At 34.4% G+C, this 23885-nt stretch carries 24 protein-coding genes and 1 pseudogene; 20 read left to right on the top strand and 5 right to left on the bottom strand.

From position 1 onward, the window contains the following. Positions 1–15 precede the first annotated feature (15 nt). From ABLO99_RS04005 to ABLO99_RS03995, 3 genes and pseudogenes are all read left to right on the top strand, one after another. Positions 16–868: pseudogene (locus ABLO99_RS04005) on the top strand (AAA family ATPase). Between the two features lie 36 nt (positions 869–904). Beyond that, a complete protein-coding gene (locus tag ABLO99_RS04000) occupies positions 905–1699 on the top strand; it encodes a hypothetical protein (RefSeq protein ID WP_349968376.1) in 795 nt (264 codons plus the stop codon). A 50-nt stretch (positions 1700–1749) separates the two neighbouring features. Continuing rightward, positions 1750–2409, top strand: coding sequence for a VirB8/TrbF family protein (locus ABLO99_RS03995; protein WP_349968373.1), 660 nt, complete (start codon positions 1750–1752; stop codon positions 2407–2409). A 6-nt stretch (positions 2410–2415) separates the two neighbouring features. Here ABLO99_RS03995 and ABLO99_RS03990 read toward each other — a convergent pair whose 3' ends face one another. Then, a complete protein-coding gene (locus ABLO99_RS03990) occupies positions 2416–3912 on the bottom strand; it encodes a proton-conducting transporter membrane subunit (RefSeq protein WP_047759318.1) in 1497 nt (498 codons plus the stop codon). Between the two features lie 491 nt (positions 3913–4403). Between ABLO99_RS03990 and ABLO99_RS03985 the strand changes: the two genes are divergently transcribed. Both ABLO99_RS03985 and ABLO99_RS03980 read left to right on the top strand, forming a co-directional pair. Further along, positions 4404–4910 carry a hypothetical protein gene (locus tag ABLO99_RS03985; protein ID WP_349968370.1) on the top strand — a complete coding sequence of 169 codons (507 nt, stop codon included), beginning with the start codon at positions 4404–4406 and terminating at the stop codon, positions 4908–4910. Positions 4911–4940: 30 nt separating this feature from the next. Beyond that, the gene (locus ABLO99_RS03980; protein ID WP_349968368.1) at positions 4941–5171 is read left to right on the top strand and encodes a hypothetical protein; all 231 of its coding nucleotides are present in this window, start codon (positions 4941–4943) and stop codon (positions 5169–5171) included. Between the two features lie 314 nt (positions 5172–5485). Here ABLO99_RS03980 and ABLO99_RS03975 read toward each other — a convergent pair whose 3' ends face one another. Continuing rightward, entirely contained in the window at positions 5486–5662 is a 177-nt protein-coding gene (locus tag ABLO99_RS03975; RefSeq protein WP_238580400.1) for a transposase, read from the bottom strand. 1371 nt (positions 5663–7033) lie between these two features. On the opposite strand from ABLO99_RS03975, the gene ABLO99_RS03965 reads away from it, so the two are divergent. The 4 genes from ABLO99_RS03965 to ABLO99_RS03950 are packed head-to-tail and all read left to right on the top strand — an operon-like array spanning position 7034 to position 10205. Next, on the top strand, positions 7034–7219 hold the full coding sequence (locus ABLO99_RS03965) for a hypothetical protein (protein ID WP_349968366.1): 186 nt from the start codon (positions 7034–7036) through the stop codon (positions 7217–7219). Beyond that, the gene (locus tag ABLO99_RS03960) at positions 7216–8493 is read left to right on the top strand and encodes a WH2 domain-containing protein (protein WP_349968364.1); all 1278 of its coding nucleotides are present in this window, start codon (positions 7216–7218) and stop codon (positions 8491–8493) included. The genes ABLO99_RS03965 and ABLO99_RS03960 overlap by 4 nt, the downstream gene beginning before the upstream one ends. Before the next feature lie 60 nt (positions 8494–8553). Beyond that, entirely contained in the window at positions 8554–9822 is a 1269-nt protein-coding gene (proS, locus tag ABLO99_RS03955; RefSeq protein WP_349968363.1) for a proline--tRNA ligase, read from the top strand. Continuing rightward, on the top strand, positions 9819–10205 hold the full coding sequence (locus tag ABLO99_RS03950) for a holo-[acyl-carrier-protein] synthase (protein WP_047758864.1): 387 nt from the start codon (positions 9819–9821) through the stop codon (positions 10203–10205). Before proS ends, ABLO99_RS03950 begins: the two co-directional genes overlap by 4 nt. Positions 10206–10603: 398 nt before the next feature. Here ABLO99_RS03950 and ABLO99_RS03945 read toward each other — a convergent pair whose 3' ends face one another. Next, a complete protein-coding gene (locus tag ABLO99_RS03945; RefSeq protein WP_349967103.1) occupies positions 10604–11551 on the bottom strand; it encodes an IS110 family transposase in 948 nt (315 codons plus the stop codon). A 170-nt stretch (positions 11552–11721) separates the two neighbouring features. On the opposite strand from ABLO99_RS03945, the gene ABLO99_RS03940 reads away from it, so the two are divergent. From ABLO99_RS03940 to ABLO99_RS03890, 10 genes are all read left to right on the top strand, one after another. After that, the gene (locus ABLO99_RS03940; protein WP_349968462.1) at positions 11722–12195 is read left to right on the top strand and encodes a hypothetical protein; all 474 of its coding nucleotides are present in this window, start codon (positions 11722–11724) and stop codon (positions 12193–12195) included. After that, entirely contained in the window at positions 12182–12646 is a 465-nt protein-coding gene (locus tag ABLO99_RS03935; protein ID WP_349967036.1) for a phage baseplate assembly protein V, read from the top strand. The genes ABLO99_RS03940 and ABLO99_RS03935 overlap by 14 nt, the downstream gene beginning before the upstream one ends. Positions 12647–12653: 7 nt before the next feature. Further along, positions 12654–12902 carry a PAAR domain-containing protein gene (locus ABLO99_RS03930; RefSeq protein WP_349967037.1) on the top strand — a complete coding sequence of 83 codons (249 nt, stop codon included), beginning with the start codon at positions 12654–12656 and terminating at the stop codon, positions 12900–12902. 2 nt (positions 12903–12904) lie between these two features. After that, entirely contained in the window at positions 12905–13240 is a 336-nt protein-coding gene (locus tag ABLO99_RS03925) for a GPW/gp25 family protein (RefSeq protein ID WP_349967039.1), read from the top strand. 2 nt (positions 13241–13242) lie between these two features. Continuing rightward, positions 13243–14034, top strand: coding sequence for a baseplate J/gp47 family protein (locus ABLO99_RS03920; RefSeq protein WP_349967041.1), 792 nt, complete (start codon positions 13243–13245; stop codon positions 14032–14034). 278 nt (positions 14035–14312) lie between these two features. Further along, entirely contained in the window at positions 14313–15473 is a 1161-nt protein-coding gene (locus ABLO99_RS03910) for a phage tail protein (RefSeq protein ID WP_349967044.1), read from the top strand. A 167-nt stretch (positions 15474–15640) separates the two neighbouring features. After that, complete coding sequence (locus ABLO99_RS03905; RefSeq protein ID WP_349967046.1) at positions 15641–16360, top strand: ankyrin repeat domain-containing protein; 720 nt, start codon at positions 15641–15643, stop codon at positions 16358–16360. A 25-nt stretch (positions 16361–16385) separates the two neighbouring features. Further along, a complete protein-coding gene (locus tag ABLO99_RS03900) occupies positions 16386–16841 on the top strand; it encodes an ankyrin repeat domain-containing protein (RefSeq protein ID WP_349967048.1) in 456 nt (151 codons plus the stop codon). A gap of 4 nt (positions 16842–16845) precedes the next feature. Then, positions 16846–17286, top strand: coding sequence for a DUF2924 domain-containing protein (locus tag ABLO99_RS03895; protein ID WP_349967049.1), 441 nt, complete (start codon positions 16846–16848; stop codon positions 17284–17286). Then, a complete protein-coding gene (locus ABLO99_RS03890) occupies positions 17279–18754 on the top strand; it encodes a recombinase family protein (protein ID WP_349968360.1) in 1476 nt (491 codons plus the stop codon). The genes ABLO99_RS03895 and ABLO99_RS03890 overlap by 8 nt, the downstream gene beginning before the upstream one ends. A gap of 367 nt (positions 18755–19121) precedes the next feature. On the opposite strand, the gene ABLO99_RS03885 is transcribed toward ABLO99_RS03890, so the two are convergent. Further along, positions 19122–20867, bottom strand: a complete 1746-nt coding sequence (locus tag ABLO99_RS03885) for an ankyrin repeat domain-containing protein (RefSeq protein WP_349968357.1) — start codon at positions 20865–20867, stop codon at positions 19122–19124. A gap of 135 nt (positions 20868–21002) precedes the next feature. On the opposite strand from ABLO99_RS03885, the gene ABLO99_RS03880 reads away from it, so the two are divergent. After that, positions 21003–22107 (top strand): IS3-like element ISWpi17 family transposase gene (locus tag ABLO99_RS03880; RefSeq protein WP_349966994.1). Its coding sequence is split into 2 segments (ribosomal slippage): positions 21003–21268 and positions 21267–22107, totalling 1107 coding nucleotides; the frame shifts between segments, so codons are not numbered across the junction. 441 nt (positions 22108–22548) lie between these two features. On the opposite strand, the gene ABLO99_RS03875 is transcribed toward ABLO99_RS03880, so the two are convergent. After that, positions 22549–23601 carry a hypothetical protein gene (locus ABLO99_RS03875; RefSeq protein ID WP_349968356.1) on the bottom strand — a complete coding sequence of 351 codons (1053 nt, stop codon included), beginning with the start codon at positions 23599–23601 and terminating at the stop codon, positions 22549–22551. Between the last annotated feature and the right edge of the window lie 284 nt (positions 23602–23885).

The raw sequence follows: 23885 nt of genomic DNA, 5'->3' as shown, positions 1-23885 counted from the left end.
TCTACAGGAGAAAGAATGAAAAAAGTAACAGGCCACACCCAAGCAAAAAAAAAAAATAACGAACAACTTATCTGTTCAATCTTGGCTGATCTGTGGTAAAAAAGGTATAGGAAAGGCAACACTTGCAAAATCCTTTTCTAACTGGTTTCTTACAAAAAACTATGACGTAGCAGGATTGGACTTACACATTGTTGAAGGCGATACAATAGGAGTGGAAAAGGTGAGAGAAATGAAAGACTTTCTGCACTTAAGTCCTATTCAATCAGAATATAAAATAGCTATAATAGATAGCTTAGAAGCAATGACTAATAATGCTAAAAACGCAATATTGAAAATATTAGAGGAGCCGCCAAAAAATTCCAAAATACTTATAATTAGCCACAAGCCATATAATATACAAACTACCATTCGATGTAGGTGTTTTCAGCTGAATTTACTTCCATTAACTTATGATGAAACAAAGCAAGTTGTTTCATCTCAATGTAAATTTGACGATAAAACATTTGGTGAAGTCATTACTTTATTTCCTGGAATGCCAGGAATGATAATTGATGCACTAAATAGTGGTGTTTATGAGTCACATAAGTATTTTTATACACTTTTCCGTAATCTAAATAACTCTGATATAATTAGCAAAATAATTAATAGTGAAATTGAGCTAGAACTAGCATCGTATATAATTCAAATCTCCATTTTAGAAAAGATAAAGAGAGAAGTAAATGATGTTGAAATTCTGCTGAGTCAGTGGAAAAAAGTAGATGAACTCTTCGTTGCCGCAAAGCAATTCCGCTTAGATAAAAAACACGTTTTAGCTAATGTAGTTAACATCATGACACAAAAATATAATACTTTTAACATAAATTCATGATAAAATTCTGCTAATTTAATACTTAAAGTATATAATTTGACTGATAACAAGTTAACTGTATGGCAATCAATAGAAGTTTTAACAAAAACCATATTGAATATGCAGAAAGAATTGAGTTTAATCAAGAATACAGCTTTAGACCAAGACATCACTTTAGAAAAAGGGAAGGAGCTATCAAGTGGCATCTATGAGGCAAATTTTAAGCTAAACAAGGCAATCAATATAGCTACTTTGCCAAAAATTGGCTATCGTATGCTCAGTGGCGATCTAGTCGTACTTAATCATATTACGAAAGAAGAAGTAAAGATTCCTGGAGGTTTTCATTATCTTAAAGTCGTTAAACTTAATCATAATGACTATAAACTAACGTTTTGTAATTCTTTAGGTAATGAGTTTTTTGAATATAAAAAGTATGATCCACAATATTCTGGTATTCCAGATGAATATAAATTCATAGATTTTGGTAATATAAAAAAGACTAATAATCTAAAATTTAAGGAGTATGTTGGTCATGCACCCAAGTTTTTTGCTGCAGAAGGATCTATTGAGCCTGGATCTGAAAGCCATGTAATTGATCTTTTTGAGCTAGTCAGAGATGGTAAAGGAAAGAAAGTGGGTGCCCTTGCTGATGAATTTGGTTATTTTGATGATCAAAATAACCTACACTACTATAATTACCACAAAAGTGCAGAAAGCAATACTTATGATCCCGAAAGCTTTAGTGTAAAAATGATAAATTTAGATGTGAGCAAAATCGATAAATTTCACCTTATTGCAGAACAGGGTGATATAATAATTCATCCTATTTTGGAAAATTTAGACATATTTTAAAGTTTTTTTAGAGTTATTGTTGTTATAATTGGGTTTGGTAACATTGTATTATGGAAGATAAATTGCTTGAGTCAGTAAAAAACAAAAGTTATTTCAGAAAAGCAGTAGAGTGGTATTGTCACAGATACCTGTTCTGCGTTGTAGAAAGATCTTGGATGGCGTTAATAGCGTTACTTCTCCTAGCATGCTTATGTTTATTACTACTAAACATATATCTATTACTTCCTATTAAAAAAGATTTAAATTTTGTGAAGTATGTGAACCACACAGAAGATGAGTTCTCTGCAATACATAAACTTAGTTTTAGTAAAAAAGAAGATGAGTACACTTCCATAGCAAGGTATTTAATAAGTAAATATATTGAAACATACGAGTCCTCTCAGACTGTTGAGCCAAAGTATCAAGAAAATTTTATAAGAAATAATTCTATATATAAAATCTATCAAGACTTTCAGGAAAAAGTGAACAATGAAGCTGTTTCATCCACAAGAAAAATTACCAACATAAACGTAACAACACTATCTATTGACCGATCGACCAAGAACTTAGTTACATTTACTGGAAACGCTACTGTAGTTTTTACAGCTGAGCAAAATAAGAAGATGAAAGATTATATTGTGGAGGTTAGCTTCACTTTGTCAAATATAAAAGCGACTCTAGCTGGCATAGTGCCATTTAAATTTATTGTTAATAGTTATAAATATAAATGATTATATTTATAACATTATTTGGTAGCTAAAAAAAATAACTAAAGTGCATATAGCAGTAATAACTGGAGGTAAAACTAGAAGCATTGGTGTCCTTTTAATAAAATAATTTCTAGAAGGCTTTGAGAAAAAGGCGTTGTAAATTATTGGTAAAAAGTATAGAGCATTGAGTATAGTACTAACAATTAACACTAGAGTTACAAACACAGAAAGTGTTACATTACTAGAGTTAAAAACAGCTTGAAAGATGAGAAATTTGCTCCAAAAAGTCGGAGCAGGAGGTACTCCTATCATGGACAATGCACCTATAGTGAATGCTATCATGCTAATTGGCATACTGCGTCCTATACCGTGAATTCTATCTATATATTTTTCACCCGTTTTCGTTATTATGCTACCTGCAACAAAGAATAAAGTAATTTTTGCAAACGCGTGGCAAATTAATTGAAAAATTGCAATCTTCATGCTGAATTCACTAAAAATTGAAGCGAACAATATAATATATGACAACTGAGAGGTGGTAGAGTAAGCAAGCAATTTCTTTAATTCCTTTTGCTTTAATGCAATCAATGATGCAGTAATAATAGTAAATCCAGCAGCGTATGGAAGCCACCCTCCAGCAAACCAACTTTGCTGTGCAAAACGTTGCATATTATCGACGCCGAAAGTGTATAATATAACTTTGATGATGATGAACACTCCTGATTTCACAACAGCAACGGCATGTAGTAGTGCGCTTACAGGAGTTGGTGCAACCATTGCTTTTGGTAACCAAAAATGCATTGGCATTAACGCAGCTTTTCCTACTCCATAAATCAGCATAGCAAAACACACTGCAATAAAAGTGATGAGTGAAGTATCAAACTTGAATATTCCACCATCCACAAAGTCTAAAGTATGAAATTCATTATATAAGAGGCCTATTGCAGGAAAAAATAACACTAAAGAAGAGAAAAATAGTAAACCAAAGTAATAGCGTCCTGCAACTACTGATTCATTTGTTGAGTTGTAAGTAACTAAAGGGTATGTACTAATAGTTAGAAGCTCATAAAAGACAAATGTAGTGAGCAAATCTCCAGAAAAAGCAATAAATATTGCACAGCTAATTGATATTGAAAAAAAGCATAGAAAACTTGAGTGATTATTATCAGCATAGTTATTTCGCATATAACATATTGCATATATACTGGTTAGTACCCACAAAAATGATATTAATAAACTGAACACTACTCCACTAGACTCTAGCTTTAAACTAATATGCAAATTACTACCAAAGTCCATGAGAATAAATTGAGAATGATTACCATACACCAAATATAAAGTGCATAGAGACGTATACGCAAATAGAAGCATAGAAGAAGCAACAGTAACGCTACTGCTTACTCTTAGCCATTTACTAGTAAAAAAAATAGCTAATGCATTTAAAAGTGGGATCAACGCAGTAATTAATAAATAATTCTCAGTAATAAAAAGCGGTAAGGAAAGAGATGTAAAAACACAATCCATTAAGTAGTTCATCTTTCTGTTTAGGTAAAGCTTTAATTATATTCAAATGATAGAAAATTTGCTATTTTTTTAGCTGTTGTGTATTCTATAAGTAGAATAAGGTTAACTGCATAAATTAAAACAGTATCTGCTATAGCTTTAGGTTTACCGAAACAAATTTTATGAACAATTTAAGTTGTCATTCCAGTGTCAAGCACACAGCTGTACGAACATTAAAAAAGTAGTAGAATATTGTGGAAATTTGGGATATGTGATGTTCTACTACAAAGAAATAATATCAAAATTGCCTAGAAAAGAGCTAGAGAAAATAGATGAGGCAGTTGGTATAGGGTTAGCAAGCTGACTGGAGAAAACGTTTTCAATTTGTTGCTCTATAGCATACTGGAGAAAAATGAGCTGAGTTTGCGGACAATCGAGGAAAATTATCGTAGAATGTTCAATATAGATACTCGCCATTCATCGGTAGCAAGCCGCTTAACCTGTCAAGTATTTTGAGAAGATTTTTTCGTTCGTGTTGCAGAGTTCCGGAAAATCAACGAAAGTTGCTGATAACTACACTTCAGCTATCAAGTAAATTACTACATCTTGGTATTCCCTGCAGAAACGCAAAATATTGTGAGAAAAATATGATAAAATGCACTATTTCAACAGATGGAAGATTCGCAAAATTGCTTAATTTATGTACTCAGGCAGAAGGATTTTCGGATCATAAATCGTTCCGGGAAATGATTTTAAATCATGGTCAAGAGTCAATTTGTATATTCGACCGTGGGCTACAAAAACGTGCAGCTTTTGAAGAATTTTTAAAAAAAGATATACATTTTGTCACTCGTGGCAACGACAATATTCGTTATAAAATAGTTCGTATTCACACAAAAATTGCAGGTATACAAACAGAAATGCTCGAACTGATAGAAGATATGGTAGTCCAGTTAGGGCAAGATGGTTCAAGATTTTTGTCGTTTGAAATCAGGCTCATTAAAGCAAAAAAGTGGTGAGATTCTCACATTTTTACCAATATTTACGAAATGTCTGCTGAAGAGATTTGCACTCTTTACAAAAAGCGCTGTTCGATAGAAATTTTTTTTAGATTTATCAAGCAGGAGCTCAATGCAAAACATTTTCTCGGGTATAGTAAATACAATTTTGGTCACGTTGTATATGATTCTCATTGCCTCTGTTCTATTAACGGAATACAGGAAACGCAGCGAAATCAAGAGTTACAAATTTACAAGGAGAGCTTTTATCAACGAACTTAGACTCGAAATCTGTCATTGAATATTGCGGTGGTGATTCAGAAAAAGTCTACGATTATTACCTTTCTTCTTTTCCATAAGCAATGTTCGTACAGCTGTGTGTCACGCATTGGGATGGCTTTGTTGCATCGCTCTTCGGATAGTAGGTAACGTACAATAAATTCATGAAGCTATCTCAAATTTAGCTATGCCAATATCAGTAAATTTGTTAAGCAAATAACACTTGAGTAGCAGTTCCTCCTCACAATTAACCTCAGATTTGTTACGAAAATTAAATCCGAATATTTGTTTCAGTCGCGAGAAAAAACTTTCTATAGCTAACCGAAATAGGGTTTCCCCGAGCACTGAAAGACAAAATCAATGGTAGAATGAATATCAGGCCAAAAGCTTGGTAGAGCTTTTCTTATCGCATGTTTGATGGCAAACCATAATTTTGGGTTTAAATCCGGCAAGTATGGGGGCAAAAATAGAACTTTATATCCAACATTTTCTATTAGCTTCCTGGTTCTTTCAGATTTATGAAAGCTTGCATTATCAAGAATTATCAGGCTTTAATATCGGAATAAGTACGTTCTCGGCATAAGCTTCAAAAATCCCACTATTACAATATCCTTCAATTACCCATGGTTTTCCCATCATTTAGCGCCCCTATTATGCTCACCCTTCTTCTTCCGTATCCTGGTTTTTCTGCAAATAACTGACCTTACCCAGAAAAAGTAGAGAGGAAGTTAAGAAGTTTTTTCAAAGAGGTGTGATATGACAAAAAGAAGAGAACATACAGCAGAATGCAAAAATGAAGACTGGAAAAAGAAACAGGTCAATCATCAGCAAAAATAGGAAGAGATTTGGGTATTAGCGGCTAAGCAGGTGGGTAAAAACATACAATGTCTGGAACCCAGGAAAAGGAACTTGTGACAAAGAAAAGTTTGATTTAAAGAAAGAGCTGGCAACGAGAGAAAGAGACATTTTAAAAAAAGCCCTGGGATATTTTGCAAACCAAAAAGAGTTTTTATAAAAGAACATGAAAACTGCTATAAAACACGGGAATTATGAAGGTTTTTGAACGTATCTGCTTGTATAGATGGATTACTCAGAAAAAAACAATAAGAGAAGAGCTCATACAAAGAAAAGCATCACAATGCAGGTGCGGAGCTCCTAAACTGAATTAAAGGCTTTAGGTAAAATCAAAACAATGTTATGCAGAAAAATGGCATTCAAGCTAAGCTTAGATGAAGGTTTAAAACTACAAATAACATATTGAATCAGAATTTCACCACTGATCAACTAAACAAGATATGGGTTTACGTACATAAAAACCAATCAAGGATGGTTGGCAATAATAGATTTAGTTGATAGGCATAGATATGGCTATTGCGCAAATCTGCTTATAGCGATCAAGGATCACAATACACCTCTAAAAATTATCAATTTTTACTGAGTACAAAAAGTATTATTTCTAGACAAAGGTTGTTGTTATGATAATGCTGTTTCAGAGAGCTTTTTTAGTTCACTCATACTCATTGATACTTCACAATACTCTGCACAACACCGCAATATTTGAATATATAGAAATTTTTTATAATAAACAGCGTAGACATTCTACATTGCATTCCTGAACTTTTTATTTTCATAGCAAAAACTTCTTTACTTCCTCTCTACTTTTTCTGGGTAAGGTCACATTATTATCTACCTAATCTGGCGTTATTGAAGCGTGTTGCAATTGCTAATATGCTGAGAAAGTTACTTTATAAATATCATATAATTATTGTTACTACTTTAATATAAACATTAACTTAGTCATAAATTATTGACATTGATTAATAATTCAATTATTATTAGTATTGTATTAATAATGAAGGAAAAAAATGTTTAATAATAACATACCGTCACCAATTCCGCCACCACCGCCTCCTTTACCACCTGAGGGTTTGAACAAATGGGAACCTCCACAGGGTAATAGTAATAAGCCTTCCGGTAATTTAGGAACTAACAATAGCACTCAATCAAAAAAAGATGTCCATCTGAGAATTATAATATTCTTACAGAGTTGAAAAATAATCCTAAATTCGCACGAATACAACAAGCATCTGAACAAGACCTTGAGGAAGAATGTGAAAGCAATGCTAAACAGAGTGAGCTGACAAAACCTATAAATGGCCAAAATAGTATTGATAATGATAAGACACAGAAAATGAAATATAAAAGTGGAAATCAAAAGTTATTTGCAGCAGGACAAAAAATCGATACTCCCATTTTAATTAACAATTCAGTTAGCCTGAGTAAGGCAACTGCCTTAAAATATTCAATTGCTACTTTATTGCTATGTATATCTAGTGTTACAGCTGGGATATACACTTATCTTGCGATTTCAGTAATATTAAGTGCTATTGCAGTGCCAGTGCTTTTTGCAGTAATTTCTGTCACTTCTGCATTAGTTGCATTGAGCTCAGCTGCATATCTTATCAACTTGTTTGTTTCTGCGGTAAACAGTGAGAGAAAAATAGATCTGAGTGAGAAAAAGCCTGATAGTGAATTAGGAGGAAATGAAAAGTGTAAAGTTCCTGAGGAACAGCAACAAAAAAATAACGACAATGCTGCAGAAATGCAGCCAGTAACAAAGGTTCCTACAGCACCTAATACTAAGAATGGTAATAATCATTCTGCTCTGTTTCAACAGATAAGAGAAGGTACTAAGTTAAAAACTATTAATGATGGTGCACCGAAGAAGTCTGATAAACCTAAGAATGATAGTACTACACAAAAAAACGCTCCCACAGTTTTTTTTCCGCAAGATCTTCAAGAAGCACATAAAAAACTTAAGAAAGTAGATACTACTAACGAGGGACAAAAGAAAGAACAACTAACAGGAGTATTCAATAAAATATCAGCTATGATCCCATTGCTACAAGATCATAGTAATACTGTGTCGAGTAATAGAAGTGAAGAGTATGAACAAGATTGGAGCGATAATAAAAGTACATATTCAACACCTCTAAACTCTCAACTAGACAATAAAAAAAGAAGGTATAGTTCTGACAGTGGTCATGGTTCTGATGATAATGAAAAATCTAAACCTACATCTCCGTTACATTCTGTGCCAAAGGCAGGTAAGTCACTGGTACCGCCTAAGACTGCTGGTTTACAAACAAAATCTGAAGCTTCTCCTGCAGCACAAGCAAATAATGTTGACCCAGTGAATAGTGAGGTGCAAAAACCATCTTCTTCGATTAGTCAAAAGATTAAAATTTTTGGTGGAAAAGCAGACAAACGCCAAGTTCAAAGTGTCATAGATCGAGGCAAGAGCAAGTTAATATACTCTTCTTAAAATAAGTTTACCTACAGGTCTGATTGTATTAAGATTGCTTAATGCAATCAGATTCATTAAATGCGCTTATCTAAATATTACCTACCAACTTTGAAAGAGATCCCGGCTGGTGCTGAAATTGCTTCTCATCAATATATGTTACGTGCGGGCTTAATCAAGCAGACAGCGTCTGGCATTTATTCTTGGCTGCCACTCGGTCTTTTGGTACTTAAAAATATTGAAAACATTATCAGAGATGAAATTGGTGCAATTGAAGTGTTGATGCCTTGTGTGCAGCCGGCAAGTCTTTGGCGAGAGTCAGGCCGTTATGATGATTACGGTAAAGAAATGCTGCGTATTAAGGATAGGCATGAAAGCGATATGCTTTTTGGTCCAACGCATGAGGAGGTAGCAACTGATTTGATTAGAAATACGGTAAAAAGTTACAAAGATTTGCCACTTTGTTTATATCAAATTCAGTGGAAATTCCGTGATGAAGTAAGGCCACGTTATGGTGTGATGAGAGGCAGGGAATTTTTGATGAAGGATGCGTATAGCTTCGATGTAGATTACAAAGGTGCACTGAATTCATATAATTTGATGTATAAAACTTACATAAAAATCTTCAAACGTATGGGCCTTACTCCAATTGGAGTGAAAGCGGACACTGGGCCAATTGGAGGAAATTTAAGTCATGAATTTCATATATTGGCAAGCACCGGTGAGAGCACCTTATATTATGACAATAAACTTTTTGAATTACTAGAAAGCGAAGATATTGAAAGTCTGAAGAGTATATATGCAGTTGCAGACGATATGCACGATCCTAAAATATGTCCTATACCGCAAGAACGGTTAAATGTTAGTAAGGGTATTGAAATAGGACATATTTTTTATTTTGGAGATAAGTACTCAAAATCAATGAATGCAAAAGTTACTGTGCAGGGTGGAAAAAATGTCAATATGCATATGGGTTCATATGGTATTGGAGTTTCAAGGCTTGTTGGGGCGATAATAGAAGCTTTCCATGATGATAAAGGAATTATCTGGCCAGAGTCAGTAGCTCCTTTTAGAGTTGGTTTGATCAATTTACAAACGAAAGTAGCAGAGTGTATAAACGCTGCAGATAAGATATATAAAACTTTGAAAAGCGATAAAGTGCTTTACGATGATACGGAAGAAAGTGCAGGAGTAAAATTTGCTAAAATGGATCTGATAGGCTTGCCATGGCAAATAATTGTTGGAAAAAAAGTAGTAAGTGAAAATACAGTTGAAGTAAAAAATAGAACAACTGGAGAGGTAGAGGAAATACAAGTTGAAGAAGCAATAAATCGCTTTAGTGCAAAATGATATATGGAATAGGTACTGACATAGTATATATACCAAGGGTATTGAGAATATTACAAAAATACGGGGGGAAATTTCTCAATAAAGTCTATACCAAAAAAGAAATAGGACTAAGTAGAAAGTATAGTAGTCACGAAATGCGAGCAAAGTATTTTGCTAAACGCTTTGCAGCAAAAGAAGCTTTTGTTAAAGCTCTAGGCACTGGATTCAGCCAGGGGATTATAATGAAAGATATAGAAATATACAGTGGTGTAAAAGGAAAGCCGTATCTTACCGTTAGCAAGGATTTTATCTCCAAAGACCACATAATTCATCTTTCTCTAAGTGACGATGGAGATTACGCTACTGCGTTTGTTGTAATTTGCGTCTATGGCTCACATAGGTAAAGTTTGCTCTTTTGTCATCCTATGGCTTAACCATAGGTAAATAATCTGGATTCCAGTGGGCTTTGTTGCATAGCAGGAAAAAAATAGCGATTACTGACAAAATTCATTATAAAATAGCCATTTAACCGCTTAAGGATAAATATGTCACAAAAAATGAGAGTCAGCAACTGAATTGAATATAACAAATTTCTCCAAGAAAGATATCAACTATGTTTAAAAATTTTTTATTTGTGTAATTTTGCAACTTCATATGGGCAATAAAACCCCATTTTGTCGTATAAGAATAGAATTTTATATCAAACAGCTACTACCTTGCTTAAGCCAATGAATATGTGCGTTTAGTGTGTGTGTGGACGCACATATTCATTAACTAATTTTAATTATTGCCATGTAAATTTCTAAACATGCAAATTAATTGCTTCTTTAAGTCTGGCATTGGCGATGACTATAATTTTACGCATAAGTGCAGTGAGTGCTACCATCTTTCTTTTACCACTATCAATAAGCTTACAATAAAAAGCAGCAAGTTCTGACTTGGAGTTTCTAGCAGCCATAGCAGCTGTGAAAAGCTTTGAACGAACGTTACTTCTTCCACCTATAATCCTTCGGTAACCAATAGCTTTACCACTTTCCTTAGGATGAGGTGCAACACCTGCAAGGCTTGCAACTTGCCTTTTGTTTAAGGAACCAAGTTCCGGTATAAGGCACAATAAACATTGAGAGGTTTTTCTACCTATTCCAGGAACTGTTTCAAGAATCTTCTGGTATCGGTTCAGTTCAGGGTTTTCATTGACTATTTTTTGTATAGCTTGATCAAGCTTTTCTACCTGATTATTGAGGAATTCAATAGTTTGTTGACAACTTTCCTTAATGTAATCATTTCCAGGAGTTTTAAGCCTATTTTTTTCTTGAACAAGCATTTTCGTAATATCATCACGACGCTGACAAAGTGTAAATAAGGTGGTTTGTTCTTTTGAGATAGGTGTAAATAGCTGCAGACGTCCACAACGCTCAACACCATATTGGGCAAGCGCTTTTGCATCCAGATTGTCAGTCTTTGCCAAAGTTCCATGAGATAGAATGAAGTTTTTAACTTGACGAGTATTAGCACGATGCACAGCAATGTTTCTGTCAATAAGAAAATACAATAAGCCAAGCTCATAGCCTCCTGTAGCTTCTAAAATTATCATGGAATTGGGTAAGATATTTGAAAATTTTTGGTAAAATTGTTTCCAGCCAGAACAACTATTGTCAAACTTGATAACACTTTTTTGTTCATTCACTGCAATGACAAATTCAAGTTTTCCGATATCAATGCCAATAAAATTTTGATAAGATATAACCATAAAGAACCTCGAGAGTTTAAGTTAAAATTTAAGATTGTAAACAGGTGCATATGTATGTCCCAAACAACTATTCAAACGTCTCGAAGGATAGGCTTGAGTACCTTGATATCTACGTATGTGTAATACTACCGTCTTACGGTCGCTCAAGCCTTTGATAACTATATTTTTTTATAGAGCTACCTTCCTTCTTGCTTCTTTTATATCATATTTCCAACTTACAACCGTCTATACAGACATGTGAAATTTATCCATCGATAAGAAAAGAATTATTAGCGCCAGCGTTATTTGTAGAGCTTGTGAGTTTAGAATCGGGAAAAGATCCTGGAACTGAAGAATTAGCTCTGAAAGCAAGATTTGAAGCTAGAATAGTAGTTGATAGAACAATCGAAAATGCTCCTCTTATTGTCAGAACATTAGCTGCTGAGGTTGCGAAAGTAGTAAATAAAAATACTTGGAACGTGAAAAATGTTTCACCGGGAGAATTTATATCAGGAGGAGGAGATGACTTTAGACCAGAGCTCGATGCATATTTAGTGTGGATGGTTGAATGGGTGCATACAATACACGTAGGGCGATCTATTTGGAAAGAAGGAAAATTTATGCCACACAAAATAGAAATCGGTGAAATAAATGTTAGAGAGTAATTTTGCTATTTCAGAGCTGCAAAGAAAGTTAGCAAACATTGTACGAATAGGAGTTGTAAAAGAAGTAGATTATGAGAAAGCAAAAGTAAGAGTGAAGATAGGAGAACTTTTAACAGATTGGTTGCCATGGATAACAAGCAAAGCAGGAAAAGATAGAAATTGGTCTCCGCCAGATATTGATGAGCAAGTAGTTATACTTTCCCCGCTGGGAGAATTATCTTTAGGAGTAGTACTTCCTGGAATATATCAACAAAAGTACGCTGCACTAGAAAATAAAAAAGAAATAAATAGTGTAAAATTTCAAGATGGGACAAAGTTTACATATGATAAAGAGAAGCATCATTTAGAGATTGAAGTAGTAGACAAAATAACACTGAAGGCTGGGGAATCGAGTATAGAAATGACAAAGAGCGAAATAAGCCTAAAAGCGAAAAGAATAAATCTAAATTGAGGAAAAGGTGAAGATAGTACATCTAGGAAATCAGTGCGGAGAAGCTATACCGCATTTTTGTATTAGTGGCAGTAACAATGTTTTTGTCAATGGTAAGCCAGTTTGCCGTAAAGGAGATAATTTTACAGAAGGAAGAGTATTAATTGAAGGATCAAAAACAGTTTTTGCCAATGGGTTTGGAGTGGGAAGAGTTGGTGATATGGTTTCTTGTGGTTCCAAGGTGATCAGTGGTAGCAATAGTACGTTTGCAGGCTAAGAGTGAAAGGAATGAATAAAGAAACAGGTAAGGAATTAGAAGGAATAGGACATCTGAAACAATCAATAATTGATATATTAACCACTCCTATTAACAGTAGAATAATGAGGAGAGATTACGGGTCTAGGCTATTTGAATTAGTAGATAAACCAATCAGTAGAGATTTAACACTAGAAATTTACGCAGCAACTGCAGAAGCTTTGGAAAAATGGGAAAAGAGATTTAAGTTAGAAAAAGTAAAAATTACAGAAGTAAAAGAAGGAAAAGTAACGCTTGACCTAGAAGGATTATACGTACCAAGTGGGAAAAACATTCGCTTTGATGGGGTTGTAATATAAAGATGCAGCAGACTAACATTATTGAGCCACTGAACTTCGAAGAAATTCTGTCTCGGATGAGGGAAGAATTGGTGAAGCGTGACGCAAGTTTTACAGCATTAGTTGAAAGTGACCCAGCGATAAAGATTCTGGAGGTAGCAGCATGGCGAGAACTTTTGCTCAGAGAAAGAATAAACGAAGCTGTAAAGGGTAATTTACTGAAATTTGCAGTAGGAGAAGATCTTGATAATTTAGCTGAATTTTATGGAGTAGAGAGACAAAAAGAGGAAAATGATGAACGATTTAGAAAGAGGGTAAAAGCAAAAGTAAAAGGCTGGAGTACAGGAGGAAATTATCGTTATCATGCACTGTCAGCAGATAGTAGAGTAAAAGATGCGTTAGTAGAATCACCTATACCAGGAAAAGTACAGATCTCGATTTTATCAACACAATTATCCACAACTGGCATAGTGTCAGAAGAACTACTTGAAATTGTAAAAAAGCAGGTTACTAGAGATGATATAAGGGTTTTAACCGATACAGTAACAGTAATTGGTTGCAATATTACGGAAATAGATATTCACAGCAGAATGAGCATAAGTCCTGTAATATCAGAGGAAGAAATCAAGAAGCAGTTTATTAAGAAATTTGAATTAGCAAAAAGATTAGGGTGGAGTGTAACAAGATCTTGGATAATAGCAAATCTATTTGTAGAGGGTGTAGAGAATGTAGAATTAATAGAACCAAAAGAGGATGTTGTGGTACTGGGGAATGAGTGTGCGGTGCTTAGCTACGTCAAGTTAGATAGGATTTAAAACGTATTTTTTTGCTTTGTGCCAGTGAGAGGATTACGTGCAATAAGTGGTTTAAGGTTTACTGGATAAAAATGACCAATGTTATGCAGACGAAAAGACTCTCCTTCTCCTAGCTGTTGCAACTTATTTTTTAAGGTATTAACAATATAGTCAAATATCAAAGAAAGTATTTTTAATACCGAGAATATTTTTGTTTTTTATCAGTTCTGCAATGATCTCTTGCTCACTCATAAGCTACCTAAATAAAGGAAATTAAAGCAACTTGAAAGAAAAGACAAATGAAAAGTTTATTACTGCCAAACGCAACAAAGCAAGAGCAAGCACTGGTTGATGCAATAGATTATAAGGTTGATCCAAGCTGTATCAAAGGATTTAAGTTTAATCTTAAAGAAGAAACATTGCCGTGGATAATAGAAGAATATGGTTTAGAAGAAATACTGCGCTGGGTAAAAGATAGAAGAAAAGCCATAGTAGAAGGAGTAAAATTTCAAAGACTGAGAGGAACTCCAGCATCACTAAAAATAGCACTAAAATGGGCAAATATAGAAGATATTACAATTATCGAAGAACCACCTGGTAAACATTTTTTCGAGTTGCAAATAGGAATAAAAGATGTTCCAAATGACTTTTTTGTGGATGCAGTAGTAGAACTTGCAAAACTATCGTTACCAGCAAGATCTCGACTAATGAGGATTTTCAATGATCACTATAACGTTTATAGGTTTATTTTAGATGAAAGTTTATTTGGAAGTTTGTTATCAGACTACTCTGGTATAAAAGTTGAAAAAAATGGGCCAGTGTTATCGTTTGGAAGAATAAATTTTTTCAGTTCTAGAGGTCCGTTAGTAGAGATTGTAGACAACTATTTAAGAGAGCATTATGAGCAAGCATTTAGTAATGACATATATCGATTAGATGTAGCAGTACTTGGAGAAACAGAGCCTCACACAAAGGATTACAAAGGTATCTATGAAAGAAGTCATCAGTGGTACAACTTAAAAGCACTATATCCATTACCACAGAGTTTATTACCATCGATTAAATTTGCAAAAGCGCAGATAGTATTATCGGATAGTTGGAATTTAGGAGAAATAAACACATGTTTTCCAGTTGGTAGTATAGAGGAAAGAGGGAATAAATTTGTATTGGGAAACGATAAACTTTCAGGGCAACATTGGAGTTTAAAACACAAGCCAATTTTAGAAAGGTTTAGCGTTACTCACAACTATAAAGTAGAAAATTATACAGATCAGAAGGTCAGAAAATATGTTTTAGCAGAACACAACGTTTACTATAAAAATGATTTAGAGCAAAAAGACTCAATACACGAATTAGAAAAGCACATTTTAGTATTTTATCCAGGAGTACTGAAGTGGCACGAACATCGACATTTGCACAGAAGTTGGAAAAATAGTCAAGTAATATCTATAATAAGTTAAGTACTTATATTTAGACCCTCATATATTATATTAATAATAGGTTAAAGTGTATGAAATAAAAAGAAAAAGACTTGCTTTCTCATGCTAAAAAGGACATGACTTGAATAGCAGCAGGTAAATATAAGAAATTTATCTGGCGCTAGAAAAGCTAATTTTGTGAGGTAAGTATGAAGTTTAGCAAAGAAAAGAGAGAATCTTTTAGTAAGTTTTGTAAAGAAGTATCAAGTAAGGATATTAATAAAAGAAATGAAGAAGGAGAGACGATATTACACCAAGCAGTAGAAATCTCCAATTACAAAACAGTGAGGTTCTTAATAAAGAAAGGAGCAGAGGTAAATGCAAGAGATAAAAATGGTTATACACCTCTGCACTGTGCAGTATTCGCAAAAAGTTTAGAAAATGTAAAAGTACTGCTAAGGTCGGGAGCAGAAGTAAATGCCACTCAATATGTCACTGGATGTACGCCACTCCACTCTGCGTGCAAGATGGGAGGAGCAGGAGTTGAAATAATAAAGGAGCTAGTAAAAGCAGGAGCTGAGGTTAATCAACTGAATAAATATGGTGCAACACCAATGTACTATATCTGGGAAAGTGAAAAGTATTCTCTGTGTGATAGCAAAGAAAGTGAAAAGGCAAGCAAATTTTTGAGAGAAAAAGGTGGAATAACAAAAAGTAGAGAACTGACCTGCTATGGAATAGAGGGGCTAGTGGGAGAAATAGCAGACATGTTGAATGGAAGCTACATGCCGGAGCTAAAAATAATAGAGATAGGAGAAATAAGGAAAAGAGACAAATCACTAATAAAGGAGGAATGTCAAAATTTAGCAAGCAAGATAATGAGCCAAGTAAATGAGATGATAGATGAGGTGGTGAAAAGGAAGGCTTAGGTTTAAAGAAAGGTAGGGGTAGATTATGATAAAGCTTGGTAAGAAAGAGAAATCTCTATTAGAGAACTCATTTAAAAATATTTATGCAAGAGACGAAAAAGGAAGAACAGCTCTACATTATGCAGTAGAGGTAAAAACAGTGGAGTTATTAGTCGAAAAAGGAGCGAATGTGAATGCTAAAGATGTAGAAGGATATACAGCACTGCACCTAGCGGTAACGGAAAAACGTCTAGAAATCGTGAGGGAATTGATAAAATCAGGAGCAGACGTAAATGCTGAGGAATATGGAAATAAATGCATACCTCTACACCTTGCGTGCATGGTAGGTGAAAAAGAAATAGTGGAGGAGCTAGTGAAAGCTGGAGGAGAAATAGAGCAAGCAGATAAATTTGGAATGACAGCAATGGATTATAGTAAAGAAGTAACCGAGGTATTAAAGAAAGAAACAGACAGAATTGAAAAGTTATTTATGAAGGGCTAAAAATATGGAGAAAGAAACAGAAAAGAAAGTAATGAATTTAGAGAGAAAACCTTTGGATGAACTGAGAAAAATATGGAAGAAGGTATTTGGGGAAGAAGCGCCTAGATACTCAAAGAAATATCTGATACCGAGATTAGCTTATAGAATGCAGGAAAAAGCGTATGGAGAAATGTCAAGAAAGGGGACAAAAAGACTAGAGTATCTGGCAGATCGGCTAGAGAAGGGAAAAAGAATAAGTAGCGATAAACTGCCAGTAGAGGGAACAGAGCTAATATTAGAGAGAGGGGAAGAGACTCACGCAGTAATGGTAACAGATAAGGGTTTAATCTACAGAGAAGAATTTTTCACATCATTATCAGCAGTAGCCGGAAAAATAATGGGAATGAGTTACAATGGGCCGCTCCTATTTGGTTTGCGTGATCAAAAGGGAAGGGAAAATGTGTAAAGGGATAAGATGTGGAATATATACGAGAAAGTCAAATGAAGACGGTCTAGAGCAGAAGTTTAACAGTTTAGATGCGCAACGAGTAGCATGTGAGAAGTACATAAAGAGCAAAGAAGGCTGGGTAGCATTGGCCAAAAGGTACGACGATGGAGGTTTCTCGGGAAAAAACTTAGAAAGACCAGCAATAAAGGAATTGTTTGAAGATGTAAAAAAAGGAGAGGTAGATTGTGTAGTAGTGTACACACTAGACAGACTATCAAGAGAAACAAAAGACAGCATCGAAGTAACATCATTTTTTAGAAGACATAGAGTAAATTTTGTAGCAGTAACGCAGATATTTGACAATAATACGCCAATGGGAAAATTTGTACAAACGGTATTGTCAGGAGCAGCACAACTAGAAAGAGAAATGATCGTAGAAAGGGTAAAAAATAAAATAGCAACATCGAAGGAAGAGGGTCTATGGATGGGGGGAATTTTGCCGCTTGGATATGATGTAAAAGATAAAGAATTAATAATAAATGAGAAAGAAGCAAAAACAGTAAAGCATATATTTGAAAGATATTTGGAGCTGAAGTCAATGGCAGAGTTGGCAAGAGAGTTAAACAGAGAAGGATACCGAACAAAATCAGATATCTTTAAAAAAGCGACGGTAAGGAGAATAATAACAAATCCAATATATATGGGAAAAATCAAGCATTATGAGAAGCAATATGAGGGAAAACATGAAGCAATAATAGAAGAAGAAAAATGGCAAAAAGCGCAAGAATTAATAAAGAATCAGCCATATAGAAAAGCAAAATATGAGGAAGCGCTACTAAAGGGGATAATAAAGTGCAAGAGCTGTGATGTAAATATGACGTTGACCTATGCGAAAAAGGAAAATAAAAGGTACCGATATTATGTGTGCAATAACCATTTAAGGGGGAAGGATTGTGGATCAGTGAACAGAACAATAATTGCTGGAGAAGTGGAAAAAGAAGTGATGAAGAAAGCTGAACAGCTATATGAAAAATGGGAAGAAGAGTGGAGAAATCTAAGTTTTGGAAAGCAGAAAGAAGTAGTGAAAAAGTTAATAAAGGGAGTAATGGTAAGAGAAGATGGAATAGAGGTGCATTTTGAATCAGAGGAAAAATTTATACCAACAAAGAAGAAAGGAAACAAATGCACAGTAGTAGAACCAGAAGGAAAAACAAATAATGCGCTACTGAAAGCAGTGGTAAGAGCTCACCTATGGAAACGTCAGCTAGAGGAGGGAAAATACGCAAATATAAAAGAACTGAGTGCCAAAATTAATATAGGTGCAAGACGAATACAGCAAATTTTAAGGCTGAATTATTTAGCACCAAAAATTAAAGAAGACATAGTAAATGGAAGACAGCCAAGAGATTTGAAATTAGTTGATTTGAGAGAAATACCGATGCTGTGGAGTGACCAACTAGAGAAATTCTATGGTCTTAATTTATAAAAGCAACAGATGTGCCAGAAAATTAAAAGTATTGCAGAAGAAGCTGCTATGGAGGGATTAAGCTAAACTATTACACATAGAAACTGACACTCAACTAATGTAAATATATCAATGAAAATAATAAGAATCTTAATATATTCAACCTATGTGAAAAACTAGCAAAAAAATGCTCCAACAGAAACACCAAATGCTTCCAATGACCCCTATTCAGCTGACATATAATACTGCAGAAGAAAAACTCATTATACTCTAAAAATCATAAGCATCGGAATAACTTTTTAAAAATTATCTTAAGCTATTAACTTAATAAAGTTTTCCCAAGAAAAAATACAAAAGGAAGGTAAAAGATCTTCTGCTTGGGCTTTTGCTAGTAAGCTTTTTTAGGTACTTGTTGGTTAGCTACTCCTAAGTCAGGTTCATCTAGCTTATCACGAGGCTTTAATACTGAATATGTAATGCCACCAGCAGTAACTCCTATTACTAATGCAGATGCTACAGCTATACCAATTAAAGCCAACATTGGTAATGCAACACCGGCAGCAAAAAGTCCACCACCAACTGCTAATGCAGCTATAGCACCACAAATACTACCAGTTTTTACTGCTTTGCTAACTGCCTTTTCTAAAAGTAGGTCTCTTGGAGTTATACCGTTTTTATCCTTTATTGAAAGATTAGCCCCGTTGTTTAATAGAGTTGTTACTACCTCTGTATGGTCATTGAAGGCAGCCAAATGTAAAGGAGTCCATCCATTAGCTTCTTTCTCATCAACCTTAGCCCCTTTTCCTATGAGGGTCTTTACTATCTCTGTATAGCCATTTCTAGCAGCCCAATGTAAAGGAGTCCATCCACTAGCGCCTTTCTCATCAACCTTAGCCCCTTTGTTTAATAGAGTTGTTACTACCTCTGTATGGCCATTGAAGGCAGCCAAATGTAAAGGAGTCCATCCATTAGCTTCTTTCTCATCAACCTTAGCCCCGTTGTTTAATAGAGTTGTTACTACCTCTGCATGGCCATTTCTAGTAACCAAATGTAAAGGAGTCCATCCAATAGCGCCTTTCTCATCAACCTTAGCCCCTTTTCCTATGAGGGCCTTTACTATCTCTGTATAGCCATCAGCCAAATGTAAAAGAGTCCCTCTATCAGCGCCTTTCTCATCAACCTTAGCCCCGTTGTTTAATAGAGTTGTTACTACCTCTGTATGGCCATTGAAGGCAGCCAAATGTAAAGGAGTCCATCCATTAGCTTCTTTCTCATCAACCTTAGCCCCTTTTCCTATGAGGGTCTTTACTATCTCTGTATAGCCATTTCGAGCAGCCAAATGTAAAGGAGTCCATTCATTAGCTTTTTTCTCATCAACCTTAGCCCCTTTGTTTAATAGAGTTGTTACTACCTCTGTATGGCCATTTTGAGTAGCCAAATGTAAAGGAGTCCATCCATGATCTTTTTTCTCATCAACCTTAGCCCCTTTGTTTAATAGAGTTGTTACTACCTCTTTATGGCCATTTCCAGCAGCCAAATGTAAAGAAGTCCATCCACCAGAGCCTTTCTCATCAACCTTAGCCCCGTTGTTTAATAGAGTTGTTACTACCTCTTTATGGCCATCTCCAGCAGCCAAATGTAAAGGAGTCCATCCAATAGAGCTTTTCTCATCAACCTTAGCCTCTTTTTTTATGAGGGCCTTTACTATCTCTGTATAGCCATTTTGAGCAGCCAAATGTAAAGGAGTCCATTCAATAGCGTTTTTCTCATCAACCTTAGCCCCTTTGTTTAATAGAGTTGTTACTACCTCTGTATGGCCATTTCTAGTAGCCAAATGTAAAGGAGTCTCTCCATCAGCGCCTTTCTTATCAATCATAGCCCTGTTTTCTAATAGAGTTGTTACTACCTCTGTATGGCCATTGAAGGCAGCTATATGCAATAATGTTAATTTCTGAATTTTTTTATCATCAATCGATACGCTAAATAGGTAGTTTAAACTAAAGTTAATATCTTCCCATTCTTGATATATACTTTTACCTTGCTTTAATTCCGCCTTTATCTGTTTAAGTATATCACCCTCACTTGAATTTACTGCATTCAGTATCCCTTTCCACTGTTTGATTTTTAAAGTCATAATGCCTCCCTATTAAAGTAATCATACAACTTAATTATTACATACCTTGATAAGAAAGTCAAGGTTTACAATGCACCCCATAAACTAGACCAAAAAAAATGGTTAATCCGAGTAGGAAGGTAAAGGGGTAAAAGTATGGCAACAAAAAAATATGAACCAGAGTTAAAAGCAAAGATAGCTTTGGAAGCAATAAAAAATCAAAAAAGCACATCTGAGATATGTAGTGAATATAAAATACCATCAACAAATCTATATGATTGGCGTGATAGAGTATTGGCAAGGTTAAAAGACCTATTTGTTGAAGAAAGTGAAAGTGCGAGAAAACAAAGAATCTTAGCGCAAGAAATAGAAAGTTTACATAAAGTAATAGGAGAATTGACAGTGGAAAATAGTTATTTGAAAAAAAATTACTGAAATAAGCAAAAAAGATAGAGTAAGGTTTATAGAAAAAGATTCTGATCTGTCAATTAGGAAACAGGCTGATTTACTGGAGATTTGCAGATCTAGCTTATATTATAGGCCTATAATTAATAACGAAAGTGAAGTAGCAAATTTGATTCAATTGGCTTCTGATTGCCGTTATGGATATCGTAAAATTACTGCTGAAATCATAGCGAGTGGGGTAGTAGTCAATCACAAAAAAATCTTAAGAATTATGAAAAAAATGAAGATTAGTGGGCTGTATTGTAGAAAAAGATGTAATACAAGTATTAAAGAAAAAAAGCATAAAATATATCCTTATTTACTCAAAGATTTGATTATTTGTAGAGTTAATCAGGTATGGGCTACTGATATAACATATATTATGGTAGAAGGTAAGTTTGTCTATTTTGTAGCAATAATGGACTTGTATAGTCGCTATATTATTGCTCATTCATTATCACCATATCTCGATGCTGGATTTTGCCTTTATACTCTCAAAGAAGCTCTAAAACAAGGTAAACCTGAGATTTTTAATAGTGATCAAGGGGTACAGTTTACTTGCTACAACTTTATTATGGAATTAGAGCGTGCTAATATTAAAATCAGTATGGACCATAAAGGACGTTGCTTCGACAATATATTTGTTGAGCGCTTATGGAGAACTTTAAAGCAAGAAGCTATATATTATTATAGACCAAATAGTATCAGAGATTTGAATCTTATAATAAATGATTTTGTTGCTTGGTATAACTATAGAAGGCGACATCAGACTCTACATTATAAAGTTCCTGCTGATCTTTATTATCATAAACAGTAAATGAATATATTGATAAATACTTTAAATGTGTGTCGACGTATTTATCAACATATTCATTTTAAAAATCGGATCACTTTGAAAAAATGGTCTAGACAAATGGGTGCACTATAGTTTGCATGCCTCTTTGTATATCCCATATAAAGTTATTACTAACCATTTTAGCTTGATTAATATAGAAAATACTAAAAATTAGCATCACAAAAAATTCATTTATTGACTACTTTTTTAACGCGAAAAAGTTCGCATATTTGCGAGAACAATTTAAACAAAAGCGGCGTTGTGAAAACAAAGGTGTGAAATTTTTGCAACGAAGCTCAACAAATTAGTTCATATATAGATGTGGTGAAAGTAGACTAAAATGGCTGATTTTGCGTTATAATAGGGTAGTACAGAAAAGAGCTTTTTTTCTATACTACTTTTTTATACATTTAATAGTTTGGATTAAACCTTCAATCCTGATTTAGAATGTTCAGTGATAGATATACCAAAAAATATATTCTTAACAGCAGTAAATCTACTTATATCAGGATCTTTTTGCTTCTCTTCATCAATTTTTTCACAAAATTTTCCAATGCCATAGCCTACTAATGTACCAACAGCAGCAGACACAATAAACACTGCAATAGCAACACTATGTGGCATTAAAGCAGCTGCTCCTACAAGGTATGCTATTACCACACCAACAATTGCACCAACACCTAAAGCGCTATACAAAGGTATGTTATTACGCTTAGATTTTTCTTGTGGAGTTAGTATTTCTTCTGGTTTATCATTGATACCTTCTCTTAGTGTAGCGTGTGATTGATCATTAATTTCTTTACCTAGGTAATTTTTTAATCCTCCACATGACTTATAAGATTCACGCTCTCTTGATAGGGTGTTGTGTAATTCCTCTTTTAAGGTATCGAGATTTTTATCTTGAGAGTTCTGTGTTGGCTGTTTTCCTAATGTTACTAACTCTTTTACTTTAGATTGTATATAATCTATAGCACCAGGAATTTTTCTTTCTAATCCAGCTATTCCAGTACCTAAACTATGTTTTCCTTTGTTATCACAAGGTATGACAACACATCCACCTTCTTTTACCCAAGTTTCAATAGGTTCAAATTCCTTATCCATTAGAACTTTAAACTCATTTATGCTAAGAGTATACTTATCACTATTATAGAAAGTAGTGGTTATTCCTATTGCATTGCCATTTATCCCACCGTTGCTTGGCAACCTATCATACGGTCCAGCAGCTGGTCTTGTAATTGCGGCTTGTCCACCACCTCTTGGATTGTGATTATCTGTTCTATATTTTGCGTCATCGTTATCACCAAACAAAAATAGAAGATCAGGATTATTTTTTATTTGCTCTTCAGTATACCAACCTAATGATTGATTCTTGCCCTCACCTTCATGGAATAATACTACTCTATTATTCTCATCTGGTTTAGGTTGTAATTTATCACTTGATCCTGACTGAGGAATGTTTTGAAAATTATAAGACATTTTATACCCCCTATATTTAATTTATTAAATTATATAAATTTATCAAGCTTGTTTTCCATAGCACTATCCCTAAAACATTGGAGAACAAGAACATTACTAATGGTAGTATGTACGTTCACACTTAGATCTCTACCGAATATATTAATCCCCCGATCAATACTATTTTTAGTATAGCACTAATACTGATAGATGTAAAACTTTTTAACCAAGAACCTTGCTACATCAGATGTACTATACCTGCAGTCATTTTTCACGTGATTAACTCAGCGACTAAAGAGCAAATA

Source organism: Wolbachia endosymbiont of Armadillidium arcangelii (genome assembly GCF_040207875.1).
Classification (GTDB): domain Bacteria; phylum Pseudomonadota; class Alphaproteobacteria; order Rickettsiales; family Anaplasmataceae; genus Wolbachia.
The sequence above is the reverse complement of the archived record's forward strand: the minus strand, read 5'-3'. Positions and strand labels throughout refer to the sequence as shown.